This is a genomic window from Mycobacterium cajalii (assembly GCF_045809005.2).
In the GTDB taxonomy this organism is placed as follows: domain Bacteria; phylum Actinomycetota; class Actinomycetes; order Mycobacteriales; family Mycobacteriaceae; genus Mycobacterium.
This window is the reverse complement of sequence record NZ_CM141436.1, coordinates 5,709,739-5,730,112: the sequence shown is the minus strand read 5'-3', so window position 1 is coordinate 5,730,112 and position 20,374 is coordinate 5,709,739. Positions and strand designations below refer to the sequence as shown.

At 70.1% G+C, this 20,374-nt stretch carries 17 protein-coding genes and 2 pseudogenes; 9 read left to right on the top strand and 10 right to left on the bottom strand.

Annotation, left to right across the window (positions count from 1 at the left end):
- The first annotated feature begins 25 nt into the window (after positions 1-25).
- From clpC1 to ACJ512_RS27385, 3 genes are all read left to right on the top strand, one after another.
- Entirely contained in the window at positions 26-2,572 is a 2,547-nt protein-coding gene (clpC1, locus tag ACJ512_RS27395; RefSeq protein ID WP_461479899.1) for an ATP-dependent protease ATP-binding subunit ClpC, read from the top strand.
- A 63-nt stretch (positions 2,573-2,635) separates the two neighbouring features.
- On the top strand, positions 2,636-4,357 hold the full coding sequence (locus tag ACJ512_RS27390; protein WP_407689781.1) for a transposase: 1,722 nt from the start codon (positions 2,636-2,638) through the stop codon (positions 4,355-4,357).
- A 257-nt stretch (positions 4,358-4,614) separates the two neighbouring features.
- Entirely contained in the window at positions 4,615-4,986 is a 372-nt protein-coding gene (locus ACJ512_RS27385; protein WP_407685725.1) for a YbjQ family protein, read from the top strand.
- Between the two features lie 24 nt (positions 4,987-5,010).
- Here the strand turns inward: ACJ512_RS27385 and ACJ512_RS27380 are convergent, their stop codons facing one another.
- Positions 5,011-6,375: a serine hydrolase gene (locus tag ACJ512_RS27380; protein ID WP_407685726.1), complete on the bottom strand. Its 1,365-nt coding sequence runs from the start codon at positions 6,373-6,375 to the stop codon at positions 5,011-5,013.
- Complete coding sequence (gene mhuD / locus ACJ512_RS27375; RefSeq protein ID WP_369736690.1) at positions 6,350-6,670, bottom strand: mycobilin-forming heme oxygenase MhuD; 321 nt, start codon at positions 6,668-6,670, stop codon at positions 6,350-6,352. Before mhuD ends, ACJ512_RS27380 begins: the two co-directional genes overlap by 26 nt.
- 61 nt (positions 6,671-6,731) lie before the next feature.
- On the opposite strand from mhuD, the gene ACJ512_RS27370 reads away from it, so the two are divergent.
- On the top strand, positions 6,732-7,502 hold the full coding sequence (locus tag ACJ512_RS27370) for an alpha/beta fold hydrolase (protein WP_407685727.1): 771 nt from the start codon (positions 6,732-6,734) through the stop codon (positions 7,500-7,502).
- A gap of 75 nt (positions 7,503-7,577) precedes the next feature.
- Positions 7,578-7,901 carry a helix-turn-helix transcriptional regulator gene (locus ACJ512_RS27365; RefSeq protein ID WP_407685728.1) on the top strand — a complete coding sequence of 108 codons (324 nt, stop codon included), beginning with the start codon at positions 7,578-7,580 and terminating at the stop codon, positions 7,899-7,901.
- Between the two features lie 9 nt (positions 7,902-7,910).
- Here the strand turns inward: ACJ512_RS27365 and ACJ512_RS27360 are convergent, their stop codons facing one another.
- Genes ACJ512_RS27360 through ACJ512_RS27340 form a run of 5 tightly spaced genes read right to left on the bottom strand, consistent with a single transcriptional unit; the run spans position 7,911 to position 13,897 of the window.
- Positions 7,911-8,774, bottom strand: coding sequence for a DUF6671 family protein (locus tag ACJ512_RS27360; protein WP_407685729.1), 864 nt, complete (start codon positions 8,772-8,774; stop codon positions 7,911-7,913).
- 9 nt (positions 8,775-8,783) lie between these two features.
- Positions 8,784-9,416 carry a carbonic anhydrase gene (locus tag ACJ512_RS27355; protein WP_407685730.1) on the bottom strand — a complete coding sequence of 211 codons (633 nt, stop codon included), beginning with the start codon at positions 9,414-9,416 and terminating at the stop codon, positions 8,784-8,786.
- Positions 9,417-9,441: 25 nt separating this feature from the next.
- Complete coding sequence (locus ACJ512_RS27350) at positions 9,442-9,765, bottom strand: P-II family nitrogen regulator (protein WP_407685731.1); 324 nt, start codon at positions 9,763-9,765, stop codon at positions 9,442-9,444.
- Complete coding sequence (locus ACJ512_RS27345) at positions 9,756-12,353, bottom strand: DUF2309 domain-containing protein (RefSeq protein ID WP_407685732.1); 2,598 nt, start codon at positions 12,351-12,353, stop codon at positions 9,756-9,758. Before ACJ512_RS27345 ends, ACJ512_RS27350 begins: the two co-directional genes overlap by 10 nt.
- Complete coding sequence (locus tag ACJ512_RS27340) at positions 12,350-13,897, bottom strand: proton-conducting transporter transmembrane domain-containing protein (protein ID WP_407685733.1); 1,548 nt, start codon at positions 13,895-13,897, stop codon at positions 12,350-12,352. Before ACJ512_RS27340 ends, ACJ512_RS27345 begins: the two co-directional genes overlap by 4 nt.
- A gap of 105 nt (positions 13,898-14,002) precedes the next feature.
- On the opposite strand from ACJ512_RS27340, the pseudogene ACJ512_RS27335 reads away from it, so the two are divergent.
- Positions 14,003-14,557: pseudogene (locus tag ACJ512_RS27335) on the top strand (proton-conducting transporter transmembrane domain-containing protein); the annotation flags it as partial.
- Between the two features lie 4 nt (positions 14,558-14,561).
- Positions 14,562-15,383 (top strand): annotated as a pseudogene (locus tag ACJ512_RS27330) (nickel-dependent hydrogenase large subunit); the annotation flags it as partial.
- 3 nt (positions 15,384-15,386) lie between these two features.
- Here the strand turns inward: ACJ512_RS27330 and ACJ512_RS27325 are convergent.
- Positions 15,387-16,298, bottom strand: a complete 912-nt coding sequence (locus tag ACJ512_RS27325) for an HhH-GPD family protein (RefSeq protein WP_407685734.1) — start codon at positions 16,296-16,298, stop codon at positions 15,387-15,389.
- On the opposite strand from ACJ512_RS27325, the gene ACJ512_RS27320 reads away from it, so the two are divergent.
- On the top strand, positions 16,297-16,914 hold the full coding sequence (locus tag ACJ512_RS27320) for a carbonic anhydrase (RefSeq protein WP_407685735.1): 618 nt from the start codon (positions 16,297-16,299) through the stop codon (positions 16,912-16,914). The genes ACJ512_RS27325 and ACJ512_RS27320 overlap by 2 nt on opposite strands.
- 125 nt (positions 16,915-17,039) lie before the next feature.
- Positions 17,040-17,846: a hypothetical protein gene (locus tag ACJ512_RS27315; RefSeq protein ID WP_407685736.1), complete on the top strand. Its 807-nt coding sequence runs from the start codon at positions 17,040-17,042 to the stop codon at positions 17,844-17,846.
- 4 nt (positions 17,847-17,850) lie between these two features.
- On the opposite strand, the gene disA is transcribed toward ACJ512_RS27315, so the two are convergent.
- Entirely contained in the window at positions 17,851-18,924 is a 1,074-nt protein-coding gene (gene disA / locus ACJ512_RS27310; RefSeq protein ID WP_407685737.1) for a DNA integrity scanning diadenylate cyclase DisA, read from the bottom strand.
- A gap of 27 nt (positions 18,925-18,951) precedes the next feature.
- Positions 18,952-20,364 carry a DNA repair protein RadA gene (gene radA / locus ACJ512_RS27305; protein WP_407685738.1) on the bottom strand — a complete coding sequence of 471 codons (1,413 nt, stop codon included), beginning with the start codon at positions 20,362-20,364 and terminating at the stop codon, positions 18,952-18,954.
- Between the last annotated feature and the right edge of the window lie 10 nt (positions 20,365-20,374).

The following is a 20,374-nucleotide window of genomic DNA, read 5'->3' as shown; positions in this document are numbered from 1 at the left end:
GGTGAGGGAGAGCAGGTAACCACCGATGTTTGAACGATTTACCGACCGTGCCCGCAGGGTCGTCGTCCTGGCGCAAGAAGAGGCCCGGATGCTCAACCACAACTACATCGGCACCGAGCACATCCTGCTGGGTTTGATTCACGAGGGCGAAGGCGTCGCAGCGAAGTCACTGGAGTCGCTGGGCATCTCCCTCGAGGGCGTCCGCAGCCAGGTCGAGGAGATCATCGGCCAGGGGCAGCAGGCCCCGTCGGGACACATCCCGTTCACGCCGCGCGCCAAGAAGGTTCTCGAGCTGAGCCTGCGCGAGGCGCTGCAACTCGGCCACAACTACATCGGCACCGAGCACATCCTGCTGGGCCTCATCCGCGAGGGCGAGGGCGTGGCGGCCCAGGTGCTGGTCAAGCTCGGCGCCGAGCTGACCCGGGTGCGCCAGCAGGTGATCCAGCTGCTGAGCGGCTACCAGGGCAAGGAGGCCGCGGAGGCCGGCACCGGCGGCCGGGGTGGCGAGTCCGGGTCCCCGTCGACGTCGTTGGTGCTCGACCAGTTCGGGCGCAACCTGACGGCCGCCGCGATGGAGGGCAAGCTGGACCCCGTCATCGGCCGCGAGAAGGAAATCGAGCGGGTGATGCAGGTGCTGAGCCGGCGCACCAAGAACAACCCGGTGCTGATCGGGGAGCCCGGCGTCGGCAAGACCGCCGTCGTCGAGGGCCTGGCGCAGGCCATCGTGCACGGCCAGGTTCCCGAGACGCTGAAGGACAAGCAGCTCTACACCCTCGACCTGGGGTCGCTGGTCGCCGGCTCGCGCTACCGCGGTGACTTCGAGGAGCGCCTGAAGAAGGTGCTCAAGGAGATCAACACCCGCGGCGACATCATCCTGTTCATCGACGAGCTGCACACGCTGGTCGGGGCGGGCGCCGCCGAGGGCGCGATCGACGCCGCGAGCATCCTCAAGCCCAAGCTGGCCCGCGGCGAGCTGCAGACCATCGGCGCCACCACCCTCGACGAGTACCGCAAGTACATCGAGAAGGACGCCGCCCTGGAGCGCCGCTTCCAGCCGGTGCAGGTCGGCGAGCCGACGGTGGAGCACACCATCGAGATCCTCAAGGGTCTGCGCGACCGCTACGAGGCGCACCACCGGGTGTCGATCACCGACTCGGCGATGGTGGCCGCCGCCACCCTGGCCGACCGCTACATCAACGACCGTTTCCTGCCCGATAAGGCGATCGACCTGATCGACGAGGCGGGCGCCCGGATGCGGATCCGCCGGATGACCGCGCCGCCGGACCTGCGCGAGTTCGACGAGAAGATCGCCGACGCGCGCCGGGAGAAGGAGTCGGCGATCGACGCGCAGGACTTCGAGAAGGCGGCCAGCCTGCGCGATCGGGAAAAGCAGCTGGTGGCCCAGCGCGCCGAGCGCGAAAAGCAGTGGCGCTCGGGCGATCTCGACGTGGTCGCCGAGGTCGACGACGAGCAGATCGCCGAGGTGCTGGGCAACTGGACGGGCATCCCGGTGTTCAAGCTCACCGAGGCCGAGACGACCCGGCTGCTGCGCATGGAAGACGAGCTGCACAAGCGGATCATCGGCCAGGAGGACGCCGTCAAGGCCGTCTCGAAGGCGATCCGCCGCACCCGCGCCGGGTTGAAGGACCCCAAGCGCCCGTCGGGCTCGTTCATCTTCGCCGGTCCGTCCGGTGTCGGTAAGACCGAGCTGTCCAAGGCGCTGGCCAACTTCCTGTTCGGCGACGACGACGCGCTCATCCAGATCGACATGGGCGAGTTCCACGACCGGTTCACCGCGTCGCGGCTGTTCGGCGCCCCACCCGGGTACGTCGGCTACGAAGAGGGCGGCCAGCTCACCGAGAAGGTGCGCCGCAAGCCTTTCAGCGTGGTGTTGTTCGACGAGATCGAGAAGGCGCACCAGGAGATCTACAACAGCCTGTTGCAGGTCCTCGAGGACGGCCGCCTCACCGACGGCCAGGGCCGCACGGTGGACTTCAAGAACACCGTGCTGATCTTCACGTCCAACCTGGGTACCTCCGACATCTCCAAGCCGGTCGGCCTCGGGTTCACCCAGGGCGGTGGTGCGAACGACTACGAGCGGATGAAGCAGAAGGTCAACGACGAGCTCAAGAAGCACTTCCGGCCGGAGTTCCTCAACCGCATCGACGACATCATCGTCTTCCACCAGCTGACCAAGGACGAGATCATCCGGATGGTCGACCTGATGATCAGCCGGGTCGGCAACCAGCTCAGGGCCAAGGACATGGCCATGGAGCTGACCGACAAGGCGAAGTCGTTGCTGGCCAAGCGCGGCTTCGACCCGGTGCTGGGCGCCCGCCCGTTGCGGCGCACCATCCAGCGCGAGATCGAGGACCAGCTGTCGGAGAAGATCCTGTTCGAGGAGGTCGGACCCGGCCAACTCGTCACCGTCGACGTCGACAACTGGGATGGCGAGGGTGCCGGCGAGGACGCGGTGTTCACGTTCACCGGGACCCGCAAGCCGCCCGCCGAGCCGGATCTGGCCAAGGCCGGAGCCCACAGCGCGGGTGGGAACGGACCGGACGCGCACTAGGTGGCTGGTGTTTTTCGCGTGGCGTTGACCGGGTAATCGGGTGCGGTCGGCGAGAATGGTTGGGTGAGTTTGGGTTTGACGCCGAAACAGGCGGATTTGTGGCGGTCGACGGTGGATTTCTGCGAGGGCCGGGTGGCGCCGGACTCGATTTACAGCGTGCTGCACCGGGAGTGCTTCAACTTGTTCGGCGATGAAATGTTCGCCGACTTGTTCACCGATGTCGGCCGGCGCAGCGTGCCGCCGATGATTGTGGCGGTGGTGATGGTGTTGCAGCGCATCGAGGGGCTTTCGGATCGGGAGGCGGTGGATCGGTTCGCGTTCGACGCGCGGTGGAAGTATGCCGCGGGCGGGCTGGACTTCGATTATCCGGGGTTTGTGCACACCGTGTTGGTGGACATGCGCGCGAGGCTGGCCCGCTCGGATCGCCCGGACCGGATCTTTGAGGTCACCCTGCAAGCGGCCAAGGCGGCCGGGCTGGTGGGCCGTAAGCGGGTGCTGGACTCGACCCCGCTGTATGACGCGGTGGCCACCATGGACACGGTCACATTGATCCGCTCGGCGATCCGGGGACTGCTGGCGGTCGCCGGCGCGGAGCTGCAACCCGCGCTGCGGGCGCGGCTGTCCCGCGACGACGACTACGTCAGCGCCGGCAAACCGGTGTGTGACTACGACGACGTGGCGGCGCGCGAGGCGCTGGTGGACGCGCTGGCCCGCGACGCGTCTGCGCTGCTGGCCTGCCTGGATGAGCAGGCGCTGAAGCCCGAGGTGGACAAGGCGGCCAAACTGTTGGCCACCGTGGTCGGCCAGGACCTCGACCAAGACGCCGCCGACGGGATATTCCGCATCGCGCGCCGTGTGGCCGCCGATCGGGTGATCTCCACGGTGGACCCGCAGGCACGCCACGGCCACAAGACCTCCGCGCGGGGTTTCGACGGATACAAGGGTCACATCGCGATCGACCCCGACGCCGAGATCATCACCGCCACCGAAGTCACCGCCGGCAACGCCGGCGACGCCCAACCCGCCACCGACCTGCTGGCCGGCGACCTACCCACTCCGGTGACCAGCGACACCAACACCGCCGACGGAGATTGCGTTGATCCTCAGGACGACTCGAGCCTCGGTGCAAGTGCTGGCACGACGACCGCGGCCAGCGCGGTCGGTGATGGTGATGGCGACGGGAGCGCCCCCAGCGTGTGCGGAGCCCAAGACCAGCGATGCCCGGCGGTTTACGGCGACGCCGCCTACGGTGCGGGCAAACTGCTGGCCGTGTTGGAAACCGCGGGCGCGGAAATCTTCACCAAGGTGCAGCCACCGACCGCGCCGGGTGGCCGCTACGCCAAGGACCGCTTCGTCATCGACCTCGACGTCGGCACGGTCACCTGCCCGGGCGCGGTGACCGTGCCGATCCGCCCGGCCAAGGGCGGCGGCGGCAACGCGGTGTTCGGCCCGGCTTGCGCCTGCTGCCCACTGGCCGAGCAGTGCACCAGCTCAACCGCCGGGCGCACCATCGCGATCAGCCGCTACGAGGCCGAACTCACCCGTGCTCGCACCACCCAAGCAGATCCGGGCTGGGTCGCCGACTACAAGGCCACCCGGCCGAAAGTGGAACGCAAGATCGGCCACCTGATGCGCCGCCGCCACGGCGGCCGCCGTGCGCGCGTGCGCGGCACCACCAAGGTCGCCGCCGATTTCTCCCTGCTGGCCGCCGCGATCAACCTCGCACGCCTGGGTGTGCTCGGATTACACCGGGAAGGCGCAAACTGGGCCGCCGCCACGACCTGAGGCCGGTCGGCGATGCCAACCGGCCCACCAGGACCGCCTGTAGACCAGCCAAGCAACGGAATCGCCAATCCCGACAACCGAATTCACCTGAGCTAGGAACCGCTCACGACCACACGAGCATCGCCCAATAGCCCGACCGGTCAACCAGCGCCCCCACAATGGCCGTTCGACACCAGCCACCTAGCGATCGCCGCAGACGGGCGGTTACTCTCTGACGGGAGTAACCGCCCGTTTAGCTGTGGTCAGGGGGCCGGCCGGTGCTGATCGTCACCACCAACGACATTCCGGGCTGGGAGATCCAACGGGTGTGCGGCGAGGTGTCCGGGCTGACCGTGCGCTCGCGGAACGCGATCTCCCAATTCGGCGCGGGGATCAAATCCATCTTCGGCGGCGAACTGCAGGGAATGACCAAGAACCTGGCCGAGAGCCGCAACCAGGCGATGGAGCGGCTGATGGCCGAGGCGCATCACCGCGGGGCCAACGCGGTCGTCGCCATGCGGTTCGACACCACCGAGATCGGTGACGTGTGGACCGAGATCTGCGCCTACGGCACGGCGGTCCAGGCCACCCCCCTCACCGAGGCCGCCAAACACATGGCCAGCCAATTCCGCTACAACGGCCCCGCGTAGTACCGAACGGGGCGGTCCATCCGGTCAGCGCGGCGCGATCAGCGCGAACACCTGTTTGGCGATTGTCAGCATCCAACTGGTCGCGGTCGGCCCGTGGTCGCGGGGCCAGTTCAGCTGGAAGCTGACCACCCATGGCTGCGTGGTCTTGTCGACGGCGTACCAGCTGAAGGTCAGGTCGCCGGGCAGGCCGCCGGCTTTCGCGCCGATGTATGGCCAGACGTTGCGGTCCAGCTGGATGCCCGACACCGCGGAGAGGATCTGCCGGACCGGTACCGCCGCGCCGACCGCGTCGGCCTGCAGCGCCGCGTGGACGCGGCAGATGTCCTGGGCGTCGCCGTACCACTCCGCCCCGTAACTGGAGGCCGGGGTGTGCGCACGAGTCGGATCCGGCTGGTACGGCGTCGAATTGGCCTGCGCCAGCAGCCGCGCGCGCACTTGCGGGGAACCGTGCTCCCACTGGGCGCGCAGGTCCGGCTTGCCCCAGCCGACGGAGAACAGCTCGTACATCGTGGGGAAGGGGGTCATGCTGGCCGGATCGTGATGGCCGGCCGTGGCGAGCGCCTGCTCGATGGCGTGCGTGCCGAGCCGCCCGATCAGCAGGTCGGTGGCCATGTTGTCACTGGCCGCGATCATCTTCTCGGCGGCGGTGCGAACCGAAACATGATCTCCCGCAGCCAGTTCCAGCCCGGACGAACCCACCGCCCGGCTCTTGTCGGTGACGGTCAGCTGATCGTCCCAGGCCACCGTCCCGTTCTGCACCGCACCGGCCAGCGCGTGCAGGACGTAGAGCTTGAAAATCGATGCCAGCGGCAGGGGTTCGGTGGTGTTGGTGCCCGCCACCGGGTCGCAGTGGCCGTCGTCGACCTTGGCGACCTGGTAGGAGTAGCGGGCCCCGGTCTTGCTCAACACCGCGTCGACGTCGTGGAACGACCTGACGGTCGGCGCGCGCGTGTCCAGGTCGAAGTGATCGACGCGGCCCTCGTCGTCGGTGTGGATGCGGATGTCCTGGCGCGCGCCGTAGGACGAGGTCAGGTGCAGCGTGGCGGCGCTGGCGCTGATGTCGACGCCGTCGAGGGCGAAGGGCCGATCCCACCACAGCTGTTCCATGATCGTTTCGACCGGCTTGACGTCGTCGGGCGCGGCGAGGGTGCGCACGCCCACCGGGCCGATCGGCCAGTCCGAGTTGAGCATTTCCAGGGTCTGCTGGGCGCGCAGCCCCGGAGGGGTCCGGGTGTCGATCGTCCGCCCGGGGTCCGACGCGCTCGCCCGCGGCGGCGGGGCGGGGGAGCAGCCGGGTGCCGCGGCCACGACCACGGCGGCGGAGGCGCCCAGCGCCAGCAGACGATGCAGTGCCCGGCGCCTGCTACTTGGTGTGGTCTTTCCCGACAACGTCCATCACAACCTCGAATTCGAGCAGCGACGCCCCGGTTGCCACCGGGTTGGCCCGCTCGCCGGCGTGGGCTTCGATGGCGGGACCCTTTGCCCACGCCTGGAACGCCTCCTCGGACTCCCACTGCGTCACCACGAAGTAGCGGTTCTCCCCCTTGACCGGGCGCAGCAGCTGAAATCCGAGGAAACCGGGCTGGTTGTCGACCGCGTGGGCGCGGTGGGCGAACCGCTTCTCCAGCTCGGGACCGGCGTCGGCCGGCACTTCGATTGCGTTGATCTTCACCACTGGCGGCATTCCGCTAGGCTACCGCGGCCCGCCCCGCCCGTCTGCGGTGCGGGTCGCGCAAGATGGTGGGATGCCCGGCAACCTGTTGACCCGTCACGGCGGACGGGGCGACCCGGTCGTGCTGGTGCACGGCCTGATGGGGCGCGGTTCAACCTGGTCGCGACAGTTGCCGTGGCTGGCCCGGCTGGGGACCGTGTACACCTACGACGCGCCGTGGCACCGCGGCCGTGACGTCGAGGATCCGCGCCCGGTCAGCACCGAACGGTTCGTGGCCGACCTGGCCGACGCGGTGGGTGAGCTGGGCGCGCCGGCCCGGCTGGTCGGGCATTCGATGGGCGCCCTGCATTCGTGGTGCCTGGCCGCCGAACGCCCCGACCTGGTTTCGGCGCTGGTGATCGAGGACATGGCGCCGGATTTCCGCGGGCGCACCACCGGGCCGTGGGAGCCGTGGCTGCACGCGCTTCCGGTCGAATTCGGCTCCGCCGAGCAGGTATTGGACCAGTTCGGGCGTGTCGCCGGCCGGTACTTCATGGACGCCTTCGACCGCACCCCCGCCGGCTGGCGGTTGCACGGTCACACCGCGCGTTGGATCGAGATCGCCGCCGAATGGGGCACGCGCGACTACTGGGCGCAGTGGGCGGCCGTGCGGGCGCCGGCCCTGCTCATCGAGGCCGGCGACTCGGTGACGCCGCCCGGTCAGATGCGTGCGATGGCCGAGTCGGACTGCCCGACGACACTTCTGGCGGTGGCCGAGGCCGGTCACCTGGTGCACGACGAGGCGCCGCACGCCTACCGCGCCGCCGTCGAGTCCTTCTTCGCGGGGCTGAACCCGGGCGGCTGAGTGCCCCACGAGCTACCTGCGCTGACCGATTGGCGAATTCTTTTACGCGAAATCATCGGGTAGTAAGATGGCCGCGTGAACGTTGCTCAGAAAGGGAGGGCGGTAGCGCGACCCGCTGCCGAGGGTTCTGATCGCACGTGGACATTCCTGACCAACCACGGTCATGTGTTGTTGTGCGTATCCACCGGCGAGCCGTTGACGGCGCGCGAGTTGGCTTTGCGCATCGGCATCACCGAGCGCTCCGTGCAGGCGATTCTGACCGATTTGACCGACGAGGGATACCTGATCAAGTCGAAGGTCGGCCGCCGCAACGTATACGAGCTCAATCCGGATGGGAAGCTGCGCCACCCGCTGGAAGCCAGTCACTCGGTGGGGGAACTCGTCGCGGCCCTGTCATGACGGTCCCGTTCAGGGATTGCACGCCGGGCAGAACCGCGGCGCTGCGTCGGCCCGGCTGCGCGTAACCGTGCTGCTGTGTGTGCATGCCGGGCACCCATGGACGTCGGCGGCGATGAGGGTGGTCGGACAGCCGCAGGCCCGGCATGGCAGCCCGTCGCGGCTCGCGACCTTGCCGTAGCCGGGACATCCGCACCCGGGGCAGGGCGTCGCGAGCCGCCGGGCGAGCCGGCCCGCCAGGGCGGCCAGGACATCGCGGCGGCTGGGATTGTGGTGCGCACGCAGGTCGGGTTCGACCCAGGCCCGGTTGTCATCGGCGAGCGCCAGTGCCGCGCCGACGACCCCGATGAGTGTGCCGGTGTCGGTGATGCCTTTGCCGAACACCCGCACCCGATCACCGACGGCGGCCTTGACCGCGGCACCTTGGCGGGGAAACCCGAAACTGCGCGCCGCGTCGACGCCCTCGCCGGCGCCGCCGACCGATCGCGGCGGTCCGGGAGCGCCGGGGGTGTCGACACCCTCGACGACCCGGATGCCGCGGACGTCATCCACGAAGACCAAGGTTTCTTCGTGCACGGCCAGCATGCCGAACCAGGCGCCGTAAGTGGCTTCGCTGGCCAAGCCGTAGGGCACCCCCGCGGCCCGCATCGCCAGGCGGGCTTTGGCGGTGGCGGTGTCCGACGGCGTCGAGGTCCTGGTGACCTCTCCGGTGAAGGTGCCGAACTGATCGGTGTCGATCCCGGCCGGCGCGACGACCCGCGCGTCGAGCACGTCGGCGAACGGCGGTGCCACCTGGTGCTCCTTGCCGTGCATGGTCCCCATCGCGATCACCGTCCCGGCGTAGCCGTGCGACGTGCCGCGCGCATCTGCTTTCATGCGGGCCCCTCACACGCACTCCAACAGCGGCGACTCACGTTCGGAAACGTCTCCGAACGTCGCGCAGGCGCGCAGTCGGCCGTCGTTGCGATCGCTGACGAGGCACACGATCGCGGCCTGCCCGCTGTCGACGGCCTTGGCGAGCACCGGCGACTTGTGCAACAACGTGGCGCCGGTCTGCACCACGTGCGCGGCGGATAGTTCGTCGGCGGCGCCGACAGTCGCGTTGAGCCGGGTGAGCGACGAGATCGCCTGCTCGACGACCGCGCGGGCCGCTCCGTCGGGGAAGGTGACCTTTTTCCACGCGTCGAGTGCGGTATGCATCGCGGCGCAGTCCGGATGACCGAGGACCGCGATCAGTGGTGTTCTGAGTGTCCCGACGGCGTATTCGACGCCGGCCAACACGCCGGTGTCGATGACGTGGCCCCAGGTGCTGATGTCGACGAGTGCGCCGCGGCTTTGGCCGAAGACCGCCTCGTTCGGCAGGTGGGAGTCCGCACAGCGGAACACGGCCGCCAGCGGCGCCTGCCGCTCGGTGACATCTTCCGGCGCGGAATGCGACGCCGCGTCGAAACGCTTGTTGCCGGCTTGGAGGCGCCGCCAAGCGGCCGAGGGGCTGGACGCGGTTGAGCGGTTGGACATGGTTTTTCCTTTCCTGGTGGGATTTTCAGCCGAAGTACTCGGGTCGGCTCACATAGGTGTCGGTGACGAACATGACCCCGGGCGATTCGTCGAGCAGGCGGCGCAGTCCCGCGATCAACGCTGCGGACTTTGCCTCCGGCACAACGGAGATGAGCAGCTCGAGGGCGGCCTGTTGATTGAAAAGCAGCCGGCCCTGGTGGTAGCCGTTGTGACCGAGTCCCGACACGCCGGACACGCTGGTGAAACCCGTTGCCCCGGCGCTGCGGAACTGTTCGCGAACCGCGGGTACGTTTTCACCGGGAACGACGACTTCGATCTTGGTCATCTTGGTCAGCCCGTCTACCGACATGGGATTGCCTCCTGCTCGATTGGGTGGTGAGGGTCGGCGGCGACGGTCGAGTCCCATGGCCGCCAGCCGCCGCGGGTCCAGCGTTGCCAGGCTTGGTGCGCGTGCTCACGGGCGGCCAGGCAGACCCAGTCGTTGCCGAACAGGTTCTGCAGCAGCGGGTTTCGCCCAATCACCGTGTCGATGCGCTGCAGCGGCGCCTGGACGACGGTCAACAACCGCATGGGTTCGTGCCCGAAGGACCGGCCATCGGTGAGCGACTGCCGGGGCAACCCCAGCTTGAGGTCGCCGCCGTAGCCCGCCAGCACACCCACGCCGCCGACGACGTTGTGGATGGTCTTGGTTCCCGCTCCGAAGACCTCCGGAGCCACCGTCGAGAAGTAGTACTGGCAGTTGATCCATTGGGCGACCACCATCGGCGCGGTCAGAATGGTCTCCAGTGCGCTGCCCTCGGGGTCGACGTCGGCTTCGTAGGAGTGCAGGAAAACCCGCCGGTGCAGGTCGATTCCGTGGGTGAGCGCGCGGGGCGCCACGATGAACGCCGCGTTGCCAGCCAGGCCCCACTCGGGGAACACCTGGGCCCAGTCGGCGGATCGTTTGGCGACGTGGCGTGCGGCGCGCGCCGGGCCGGGCGCAGCGGGGCCGCCGGGGAGGCCCGGGCAGCGCTCGGCGGCCAGTGCGGCGCCGGCGATGCCCAGGTTTGCGCTGAGCCTGCGCACGTCGTGACGATGGGTGGCCGGAACCAGATGCTCGTCCAAGATGGTGACCCGGTCGGTCGCGGTGTCGTGCTGAGCGGCCACGAACCAGGTGTCGGGCGGGATCGCGATGCCCGCGTTGCGCAGTTCGCCGCGCACATCGGCGTCGTTGAGTATGGCCGCAGCGGTGCGGGCGTTCGGGCCGCCCGCCTGCCCGCCGCAGGCCCCGCAGTCCAGCGCCGCCTGATATGGGTTGTTTTCGGTGACGCTGCCGTGCCCGCACAGTACGACGAGACGGGCGAATACCTCGGTGAGTCCCATGGTGGTCAGCGCCACCTGCGCGTAGAGGACGCGACGGGCCAGGTCGGCCGTGTCGTTGATCGACAGCACGGTGGCCGCGGGGGGTGCCAGCCGGTCGCGCAGCCGCCGGCGCAGTGTGCCGGATGCTTTGGGGCTCAGCGTTTTGGCCGCTGCCCACGGACCGGCGGCCCAGCCCGCGGCCTCGGCCAACGTGAACGGGGCGAGCAGCGCCTGTTTGGCTGCGCTGAACGCCGACTCGGCTCCGGCCATCGTCTCGGCGCCGGCGCGCAGGCGCCGCGCGGCGGCGGCGGCCGACGGTGCCGGGGCCTCGCCGACCTCGTGTTCGGGGCTGATCAGCACCGGGCACAGATCGTCGGGGGTTCCGCCGAGCAGGCTGGTGAACCGGATCGCGACGGCGAAGAAGCCGGCGAAGCCGAATGTCTCGTATCCGCCCAGGGATTCGATGTGGCGACGCAGCCCCTCGGACCGGGTGTCGATGCAGCACACGAGTTGGGCGTGCGGGCGCCCACCGCTCGGTGCCGGCCCGCTCCGCGTCAACGACCGCAGCAGCGCGTCGCGGTAGTTCGCCTCGTAGGCCTGCTGCCATACCATGGGCCGGGCGGTGACGGGCAGCGCCGACAACACCCGCGCGGCCGCACCCAGGTCGCCGTCCTGCACCTCGTCCAGCTCCCAGGCCCGGGCCAGCGCGGCCGCCCGTTCACGGGCCGAGGGAACGGGCTGATCGCCGGCCCCGGCCGACCCGCGCGGCGGCACAGAACCACTGTGAGACAACAACACCGCTTCATAAGTCAGCCGCATGGCGAGGTAGTCCAGCAGGTCCACACCGGTGGCTCGCCCCGCGGACCACCGGACGTGAGCGGCCCAGCCCGGCAGGCGGGTCAAGTGCGCCTGCAGGTAGGTGATCCGTTCGTCGTCGCCGACAGCCAACTGTTCCAGGGCCTGCAACGCGGCATCGTCGGATCGGTTGGGCACCTTCTTCAGTGCGGCCCGGACACTCCTGCTCAGCGTGTGGTCCCCGGCGGCCAGTGTCCGCCAAGCGTGATAGAAGCCGTCGTGCCGACCGGGCATCTGCCAGGCCGCCGCAGGCGAGCCGAAGTACGCCGCACACCATCTGGCCGCCTGGTCGTCGACCTGTCGGGCCACCCGCGGTGCCGCCTTCTCGCTGCGGGTCATGTTGCGCCGCTTGGGCGCCGGCGCGGGGTCGCTGTAAAGGAGGTCGGCGCGCAGCAATTCCGCGGGCGTCACCGAGCGGGCCCCCATCCGGACGGGCGCGCCGTCGAGCAGCGCCGGATAGCGCTGCCGCAGGACCGATTCCAGGTCCGCGTCGGTGATCCGTCCGCGGCCGTAGAGGTCGCGGTAGGTGATCTCGCCGAGCATGCCCCGAATGCCGTAGAGATCACCGGCGCGCCGGACGGCCTGCTCGAAGGGCATCGACTCCAGCCCGGCCAGCGGGTTGACGGCGATGAACGTCTCCAGCGGGTAGTGGGTCGGTATCACGCGGGCGGCCAGGTTGACCTCACTGCGCACCAGCGCGCGGCGGGTTTCGATCGAGATGTGGTCAGCCACCGTGGTCACCGGAACACTCCTGTCGTTGTCATCGGAATCTGTCCTGTCACAAGTGCTCTCGTGTACATGGCGCGCTGCAGCCGGCCGGTGCGGCCGTTGGGCGGCGCCTGGCGTACCAGGGTCAGCACGCCCAGGACGACGGCCACCGCGGCCAGGCCGGGCGTCGCGGCGGCAGGCACGGTGACCGCGGGCAGGTCCGGAGCCAAGAATCCGGTCACGGCGCGCAGCAGCGCCACGTACCCGACTGCCGCCGTCAGCAGCGCCGCGCCGCCGGCGAGGGCGGCCCGTGCGTCCGGGATCCGTGTCAGCCAGCCCGCCGACGCCGCCGCGGCGGCCGCCCAGGTGAAGATCAGTAGTGCTGTTGCCGAGCCGTGCTCGGCCTCGGGCACGCCCACGATGGCGGCGGCGGTGTAGAGCGCGGCGGCGGACAGGAGCATCGCCGCGAGTCGGATCGCCGTCCGCCGGCCCGCGGTCAGGTCCGGATGGGCCGGCCTGGAGGCCTTTTGGCGACGCCGTGCTATCGCCGAGCCGGACGACAGGAACAACGTGGCCTTGTAGAAGCCGTGGCCCACCAGGTGGAAGACCGCGGCGGCGGACAGCCCCAGGCCGCACGTCAGGATCATGAAACCCATCTGGGCCGTCGTCGAGTACACCAACGCCCCCTTGACGTCGGTTCTGGTGAGCATCACGACGCCGCCGTAGACCATGCTCAGCATGCCGGCGCCGAACGCCAGCGCCATGGCGACGGCAGAGCCGCTGACGATGGGGCTGAGCCGGACCAGCAGGACACCGCCCGCATTGACCACACCGGCGTGCAGGAGCGCCGAGACGGGCGTCGGTGCGGCCAGCGTCGCGGGAAGCCAGCGCTGGAACGGGATCTGGGCCGATCGCGACAGTGCCGCCACGACGATCAGGGCGGCGGCCGCCGGCAGGAGTGGCGGTTGCTCGATTCCGTCGTGGCTCAATGTCGAGAGCCTGACATTGCCCCGCTGTGCGGTGACCAGGACGACCGCCAGCCACAGGGCCAGGTCGCCCAGCGCGAGCGCGGTGGCGGTGCGTCGCACCCCTTCCCGGGCGGCGGGCAGCTCCCAGTAGGTGGCCAGCAGCAGGCACAGCGCGGCGCCGGCCGACGTCCAGCTGACGGCCAGGCCGACGAGCGTTCCGGCGGTCATCACGCCGGCGGAGGCGGTGGTGAGCAGGCCGCAGCCGGCCGTGAACCAGCGCGCCCGTGTGTCGCGCGCGAGGTATCGCAGAGCGAAGACCTGGACCACCGCGCTCACCCCGTAGACCAGTACCAGCAGCAGTGCGCTGAGCCTGTCGGCTTCCAGCTCGACGAGCTGGGTGCCGTGATGTGTGGGCAACGTGGCAGACACGGGGCCGTCGACCGTCGAGGCGAGCCCGAGCAGGACTGCGCCGAGGAATCCCGCACCGGCGGCCGAGGCCCCGATTCTCCCCGCGAGGCGGGGGGATCGCGAGCCGGCCAGCAGCGCGGTCAGTGAAGCGAGGAGGGGCAGGGCCAAAACCAAGACGAGCGTCGCAGGAGCGCTGTACATGCGATGGACAGTACGCGAGAGGAATTACACGTGTCAATAATTAGGAAAAGGAATTCGTAAATAAAGCGACCGCCGTGCCGGGTTGTGGAGGCGCGCGCCGCGACCGGGCCCACCTTCATTCGGTCGGGGCTGCTGGTGATGGGCCTGGCGACGTTGGTGACGGCGGCGCCGATGCTGACCGTGACGCCCGACGTCAAGCGCATGCTCGCCTATTCCTCGATGGAGAACACGGGTTTGATCGCGACCGCGGCCGCCGCCGGAACCACGCTGGCGATCGCCGCGCAGCTGCTGCATGTGCTCCCGCACAGGATCGGCAAGACGATCCCGTTCCTGGCGAGCGGTCAGTTGCAGGCCGTGCACGGCTCCCCCGCGATCGCCGACATCACCGACGTGCTGCGGCGCTCCCGTCTGATCGGTGTGTCGCTCGCCGTGGGTGTGATCGTGCTGCTCGGGCTGCCGCCCTTTGCGATGTTCGCCGGCGAGCTCGCCATAGCCCGCTCGCTCGCCCAGGCCCGGCTCACGTGGGTTCTGGGCGCCGCCGCCCTGCTCGTCGCGGTCGTCTTCGCGGCGCTGGCGCGCAACACCGGACGCATCCTGTTCGGCAGCGGCGACGGCGCGGCGCGGATAGCCGTGCCGCGCACCCTGGCGGCGGCTCTGCTCCCGGCCCCCAACGGATTTCGACGGCGCCGGCCGCTTGCCCTTCGTGCCCGTCGAGGGGACGGGCGTCTACGAGATCCCGGTCGGCCCCGTGCACGCCGGGCCGATCGAAGCCGGCCATTTCCGGTTCTTCGTCGCCGGAGAGACGGTGCTGCGGCTCAAGGCGCGACTGTGGTTCGTGCACCGGGGAGTCGAGAAGCTCTTCGAGGGCCGCCCCGCCGACGACGCGGTCGGCTTGGCCGAACGCGTCAGCGGCGACACCTCCGTCGCGCACGCGCTCGCCCACGCCCTCGCCGTCGAAGACGCGCTCGGAGTGGAACTCCCCGACGAGGTGCACCGGCTGCGCGCGCTGCTCGTCGAACTCGAACTGCTCTACAACCACGTCGCCGACCTGGGTGCACTGGCCAACGACGTCGGCTTCGGGCTCGCCAACGCGCACGCTTTGCGCGACCGTGCACAGTTGCTGCGCATCAACGCCGCCACCGCGGGCGATGTGCTGGCCCGCTACACGGTGCGCCGCGACGAGTTCGCCGCGGCGCAACGGAGCTGGCCTGTCGTCTGATCGAAAACCACTGCGGCCCAACCCGTCACACGGCCGACGCGGCGCCAGTCCACGGCAGCGGTGTCGGCATCGTCGAGGGCTGGCGCGGCACCGTGGTGCACCGCGTCGAAATCGCCGCCGATGGTCGCATCACCCGCGCCAAGACCGTGGACCCGTCCTGGTTCAACTGGCCCGCGCTGCCCGTCGCGATGGCCCGACACCATCGTCCCCGACTTCCGGTTGGCCGACAAAAGTTTCAACCAGTCCTACGCCGGCAATGACCTTTGAGCGCTACCCCTCGCCGGCCAGCGCGAACCGGCCGTCCGCGGTCCGGGTGACCAGGCCGTCGGCGAGCAGCGAGTCCAGCGCCCGCTCGCGCTGGAGGTGATCGGCCCGCCACGCCACGTCGAGTTCGGCGCGGGTGACCGGAGAATCGCTGCCGCGCAGGACATCGAGCAACCGCCCGCGGACCTGGCGGTCGGTGCCGGCGTAGGTCTGCGCGCGGCGCGGCGGCCCCTGCGCCTCGGGGTAACCGGCGCGCCGCCACCCGCACTCGCCGAGCGGGCACAGCCCGCACCGCGGGGTGCGCGCGGTGCAGACCGTCGCACCCAGTTCCATCAGGGCAACCGAGAACCGGGGCGCGGTGTCGTCGGCGGGCAGCAGCGCCGCGACGTCGGCGTGGTCGCGGGCCGCCGACGGTGCGGCGGCGTCGGCCCGGCCGTGCACTGCCCGGGCCACCACGCGGCGCACGTTGGTATCCACCACCGGCACCGGCCGTTGGTAGGCGAAGCAGGCCACGGCACGCGCGGTGTAGCTCCCGACGCCGGGCAAAGTCAGCAACGTCTCGACGTCGTCGGGGACCACGTCGTGGTGGTCACGCGCGATGACGGTGGCACACTCGTGCAGCCGCTTGGCCCGCCGGGGATAGCCCAGCTTGCCCCAGGCGCGCAGGACGTCCGCCGCGCTGGCGGCGGCGGTGGCCGACGGGGTTGGCCAGCGACGCACCCATTCGGACCAGACCGGCAGCACCCGGGACACCGGCGTCTGCTGCAGCATGAACTCGCTGACCAATATCTGCCACGCGCTGACGCCCGGCTCCCGCCACGGCAGATCGCGGCGGCACCGGTCGTACCACGGCAGCAACTCGTCGGCACGCACAGTTGGGCTTCCGTTCACCGGCGGGTGGGGCATGATGTGGGCCATGCCTAACACCAGTCCGGTAACCGCGTGGAAAGCACTCAAAGAGGGTAACGAGAGGTTCGTCGCCGGCCAGCCGCAGCATCCCAGCCAGAGTGTCGAGCACCGGGCCAGCCTGGCTGCGGGGCAGAAGCCGATCGCCGTCGTGTTCGGCTGCGCGGACAGCCGGGTGGCGGCCGAGCTCATCTTCGACCAGGGCCTGGGCGACATGTTCGTGGTGCGCACCGCCGGGCAGGCCATCGACGCGGCGGTGCTGGGCTCCATCGAGTTCGCGGTCACGGTGCTCGACGTGCCGCTCATCGTCGTGCTCGGCCACGACAGCTGCGGCGCCGTCAAGGCGGCGCTGGGCGCGATCGACGACGGTGCGATACCGGGTGGCTTCGTGCGCGACGTGGTGGAGCGGGTCACGCCCTCGATCCTGATGGGCCGCCGCGAAGGCCTGACCCGCGTCGACGAGTTCGAGGAACGGCACGTGCGCGAGACGGTAACGCAGCTCATGTCCCGCTCGTCGGCCATCGCCGAGCGCGTCGCCGCGGGCACGCTGGCGCTAGCGGGGGCCACCTACCACCTCGCCGACGGGCGTGCGGCGTTGCGCGGCCACGTCGGCGACATCGGCGAATAGGCGGGGCATGGCCGGCTGACGGTCGGGAGACGAGCGCCCCACTAACACGGCGGTTGGCCGGCTAACTCCGCGACACGCCGAGGCGGGTCGGACAAATCCGGATGACCTGGGCCTACGGTGTGAATGTGTTGGATCTGGAACCGCGTGGCCCGTTACCCACGGAGATCTATTGGCGGCGCAGGGGCCTGGCGCTGGGCATAGCGATCATCGTGGTCGGAATCGTGGTCGCGATCGTCATCGGCTTCATGGGCGGCAACGAGGGCGCCAAACCCGCCACCGCCGACAAGCCCAACTCCGCTCAGGGCAAGCCCGGCGCGCCCGCGCCGCAGGCCCCGCCGGCGGCTCCGGGGCAGGACGGCAACAACCCGGCGGCGCCGGGTTCGGGGCAGAACCTGGAAATGCCCACCCCCACCGCGGCGGTGCAGCCGCCGCCGGTGCTCAAGGAGGGCGACGACTGCCCCGATTCGACGCTGGCCGTCAAGGGGCTGACCAACCAGCCGCAGTACTTCATCGGCGACCAGCCGAAGTTCACCATGGTCGTGACCAACATCGGCCTGGTGGCGTGCAAGCGGGACGTCGGTGCCGCGGTGCTGGCCGCATACGTCTACTCGCTGGACAACAAGCGGTTGTGGTCCAACCTGGACTGCGCGCCGTCCAACGAGACCCTGATCAAGACCTTCACGCCGGGCGAGCAGGTGACGACGGCGGTGACGTGGACCGGCATGGGGTCGGCGCCGCACTGCCCGCTGCCGCGGCCGGCCATCGGGCCCGGCACCTACAACCTGGTCGTGCAGTTGGGCAATCTGCGCTCGCAGGCGGTTCCGTTCATCCTGAACCCCCCGCCGCCCCCGCCGGGTCCGGTGCCCGCGCCGGGTCCGGCCGCCGCGGCCCCACCGGAGGGCCCGCAGGTCGCCCCGGCCCGCACGGGCTGAGATCTCAGCGGAGGGAGTCGGCGATCGTCGACTCCGCCAATTGCGACAGCCCCTCCCGCACGTGGCGGGCCCACATCGCGCCGATGCCCTCCACCGACTGCAGGTCGTTCGCGCTGGCCGCCAACAGCCCCTGCAGCGTTCCGAACGACCGGACCAACAGATCGACGTGGGCGAACTGCAGCCGGGGAATTCCGGCCATCGCGCGGTAGCCGCGCGGGCTCAGCGCCGAATCCTGCGCCTCGCCTGTCGTGGGATATCCGAAAACTTTTGCCAGACAAGTGAAGTCGAGCAGCTCGGCGTCCGACAGCGCGTCCAGCTCGTCCAGGGTGGCGGTCATCTGCGCTTCCGACAGCGGCTCCGGGCTCGCGTGATAGTCACGCACGATCAGTTCCCGGGCGATGTCGTTGTCGCCGAGCAGCTCATCGAGCTGCAGCCGCAGCTGGCGCCCGTCGGTCCCCAGCTCGACGACGTCGTTGTCGATGGCGAGGCTGATCCGGCGCACCAACTCGAGCCGCTGCACGACCGTCATGACGTCGCGCAGCGTCACGAAGTCCTCGATCTCCGCCCGCGACAGCTGCCTGCTGACCTCGTCGAGCCGGGCCTTGTACCGTTCCAGCGTGGCGATCGCCTGATTGGCGCGCGACAGGATGGTCGCCGAATCGGCCACCACGTGCCGCTCGCCGCCGACGTAGACGGTGACGATGTTCATCGAGTGGCTGACCGAGATCACCGGGTAGCCGGTCTGGATCGCGGCCCGCTCCGCCGAGCGGTGGCGGGTTCCCGACTCGTCGGTGGGTATCGACGGGTCCGGGACCAACTGCACGTTGGCCCGCACGATCCGGCTGCCGTCGGTGGACAGCACGACGGCACCGTCCATCTTCGCCAGCTCGCGCAGGCGCGTGGGCGCGTACCGGACGTCGAGCGCGAAGCCGCCGTCGCAGATGGCCTCGACGTTCTCGTCGTTGCCGAGCACGATCAGCGCGCCGGTGCGGCCGCGCAGGATGCGCTCCAGGCCGTCCCGCAGCCCGGTCCCCGGGGCCAGGCGGGCGACAGTCTCACGCAGACTCGGACCAGTCACAGCGTGTCATTCTGCGGCCACATCGCGTTACGCGTCCAGCCGCCGCGGCCCCGGGGGCGTGGCGGTGCGGTGATCGGCGATGTCGATCATGTGCTCGAGCGCCGCGACGATGGTCGGTGCCCGCAGCGCCCGCATGCCGCGCGGCACGATCTCGCGTCGGGGGTCGTCCCCGTCGGGAATCAGGGCGATGGTGAATCCCTGGCGTGCGGCCTCGCCCAGCCGCCGTTCCATTCCGCCGACCCGGCGCAGGTCGCCCGCCAGGCCGACCTCGCCGATCATCACCGCCGTCGTCGGCAGCGGCAGGTCGGCGTATGCCGACGCGAGCGCCAGCGCGACGGCCAGATCCGAGGACGGGTCGGTCAACCGCATGCCGCCCACGGTCGACAGGTAGACGTCGTTGACGGCGATGTTCAACCTGGCGTGCTTCTCCAGCACGGCGCCGATCATCGCGGCGCGGGAGTGGTCGATTCCGCTGACGGCGCGCCGCGGTGACCCGCCGGAAGGCGTCGCCAGCAAGGCCTGGACCTCGCCGATCAGCGGGCGCTTCCCGTCCAGTGTCACGGTGATCGCGGTCCCCGGGACCGGCGCCGGCCGCTGATCCAGAAACAGGTTCGACGGGTCGGCGACGCCCTCGATGCCGTTGTCGTGCAACATGAAACACCCGACCTCGTCGGCCGCGCCGAAGCGGTTCTTCACGCCGCGGACCATGCGCAGCGGACCGTTGCGGTCGCCCTCGAAATGCAGCACGACGTCGACGAGATGTTCCAGTGACCGCGGCCCGGCTATCGCCCCGTCCTTGGTGACGTGGCCGACCAGGATCAGGGCGACGCCGCCGGCCTTCGCGGCCGCGGTCAGGGCGGCGGTGACCGCGCGCACCTGCGTGACGCCGCCGGCGACGCCGTCGGCCTCGGTCGTGGACATGGTCTGCACGGAGTCCACGACGACCAGCGCGGGTTTCACCGTCGCGATGTGCTCCAGCACCGCGTGCACGTCCGATTCGGCGGCCAGGTAGAGCTCGTCACCGCCGCAACCGGTGCGGTCGGCGCGCAGCCTGATCTGGCCTGCAGACTCCTCACCGGAGACGTAGAGCGCGCGCCGGCCCGACTGCGCACACCGATGGGCGACGTCGAGCAGCAGCGTCGACTTGCCCGCGCCGGGATCGCCGGCCAGCAGCGTGACCGACCCGGGCACCACGCCGCCCCCGAGCACCCGGTCCAGTTCGTCGACACCGGTCGAGCGGTGCCGGCTGGTGTCCGGTTGCACGGAGGTGATCGGAACGGCCCGGGAAGCGGGCGGCCGTCGGCGGGCGCCGCCGACCGCGCTGAGCACTGCGACCTCGTCGACCGTGCCCCAGGTGCCGCATTCCAGGCAGCGGCCCACCCACTTCGCGGTGACGTGGCGGCATTCCGAGCAGCGGTATTGGGAGCGCGTGTTTGCCACGCCACGAAGG

What these genes read in the sequence shown, in the direction of transcription:
- ACJ512_RS27355 (WP_407685730.1), bottom strand. Translation starts at nt 9,416, where the DNA reads ATGTCCAACCGCTCAACCGCGTCCAGCCCCTCGGCCGCTTGGCGGCGC.
- ACJ512_RS27325 (WP_407685734.1), bottom strand. Translation starts at nt 16,298, where the DNA reads ATGGCCCACATCATGCCCCACCCGCCGGTGAACGGAAGCCCAACTGTG.
- mhuD (WP_369736690.1), bottom strand. Translation starts at nt 6,670, where the DNA reads ATGCCGCCAGTGGTGAAGATCAACGCAATCGAAGTGCCGGCCGACGCC.
- ACJ512_RS27360 (WP_407685729.1), bottom strand. Translation starts at nt 8,774, where the DNA reads ATGAAAGCAGATGCGCGCGGCACGTCGCACGGCTACGCCGGGACGGTG.
- clpC1 (WP_461479899.1), top strand. Translation starts at nt 26, where the DNA reads ATGTTTGAACGATTTACCGACCGTGCCCGCAGGGTCGTCGTCCTGGCG.
- ACJ512_RS27350 (WP_407685731.1), bottom strand. Translation starts at nt 9,765, where the DNA reads ATGTCGGTAGACGGGCTGACCAAGATGACCAAGATCGAAGTCGTCGTT.
- ACJ512_RS27340 (WP_407685733.1), bottom strand. Translation starts at nt 13,897, where the DNA reads ATGTACAGCGCTCCTGCGACGCTCGTCTTGGTTTTGGCCCTGCCCCTC.
- ACJ512_RS27370 (WP_407685727.1), top strand. Translation starts at nt 6,732, where the DNA reads ATGCCCGGCAACCTGTTGACCCGTCACGGCGGACGGGGCGACCCGGTC.
- ACJ512_RS27320 (WP_407685735.1), top strand. Translation starts at nt 16,297, where the DNA reads ATGCCTAACACCAGTCCGGTAACCGCGTGGAAAGCACTCAAAGAGGGT.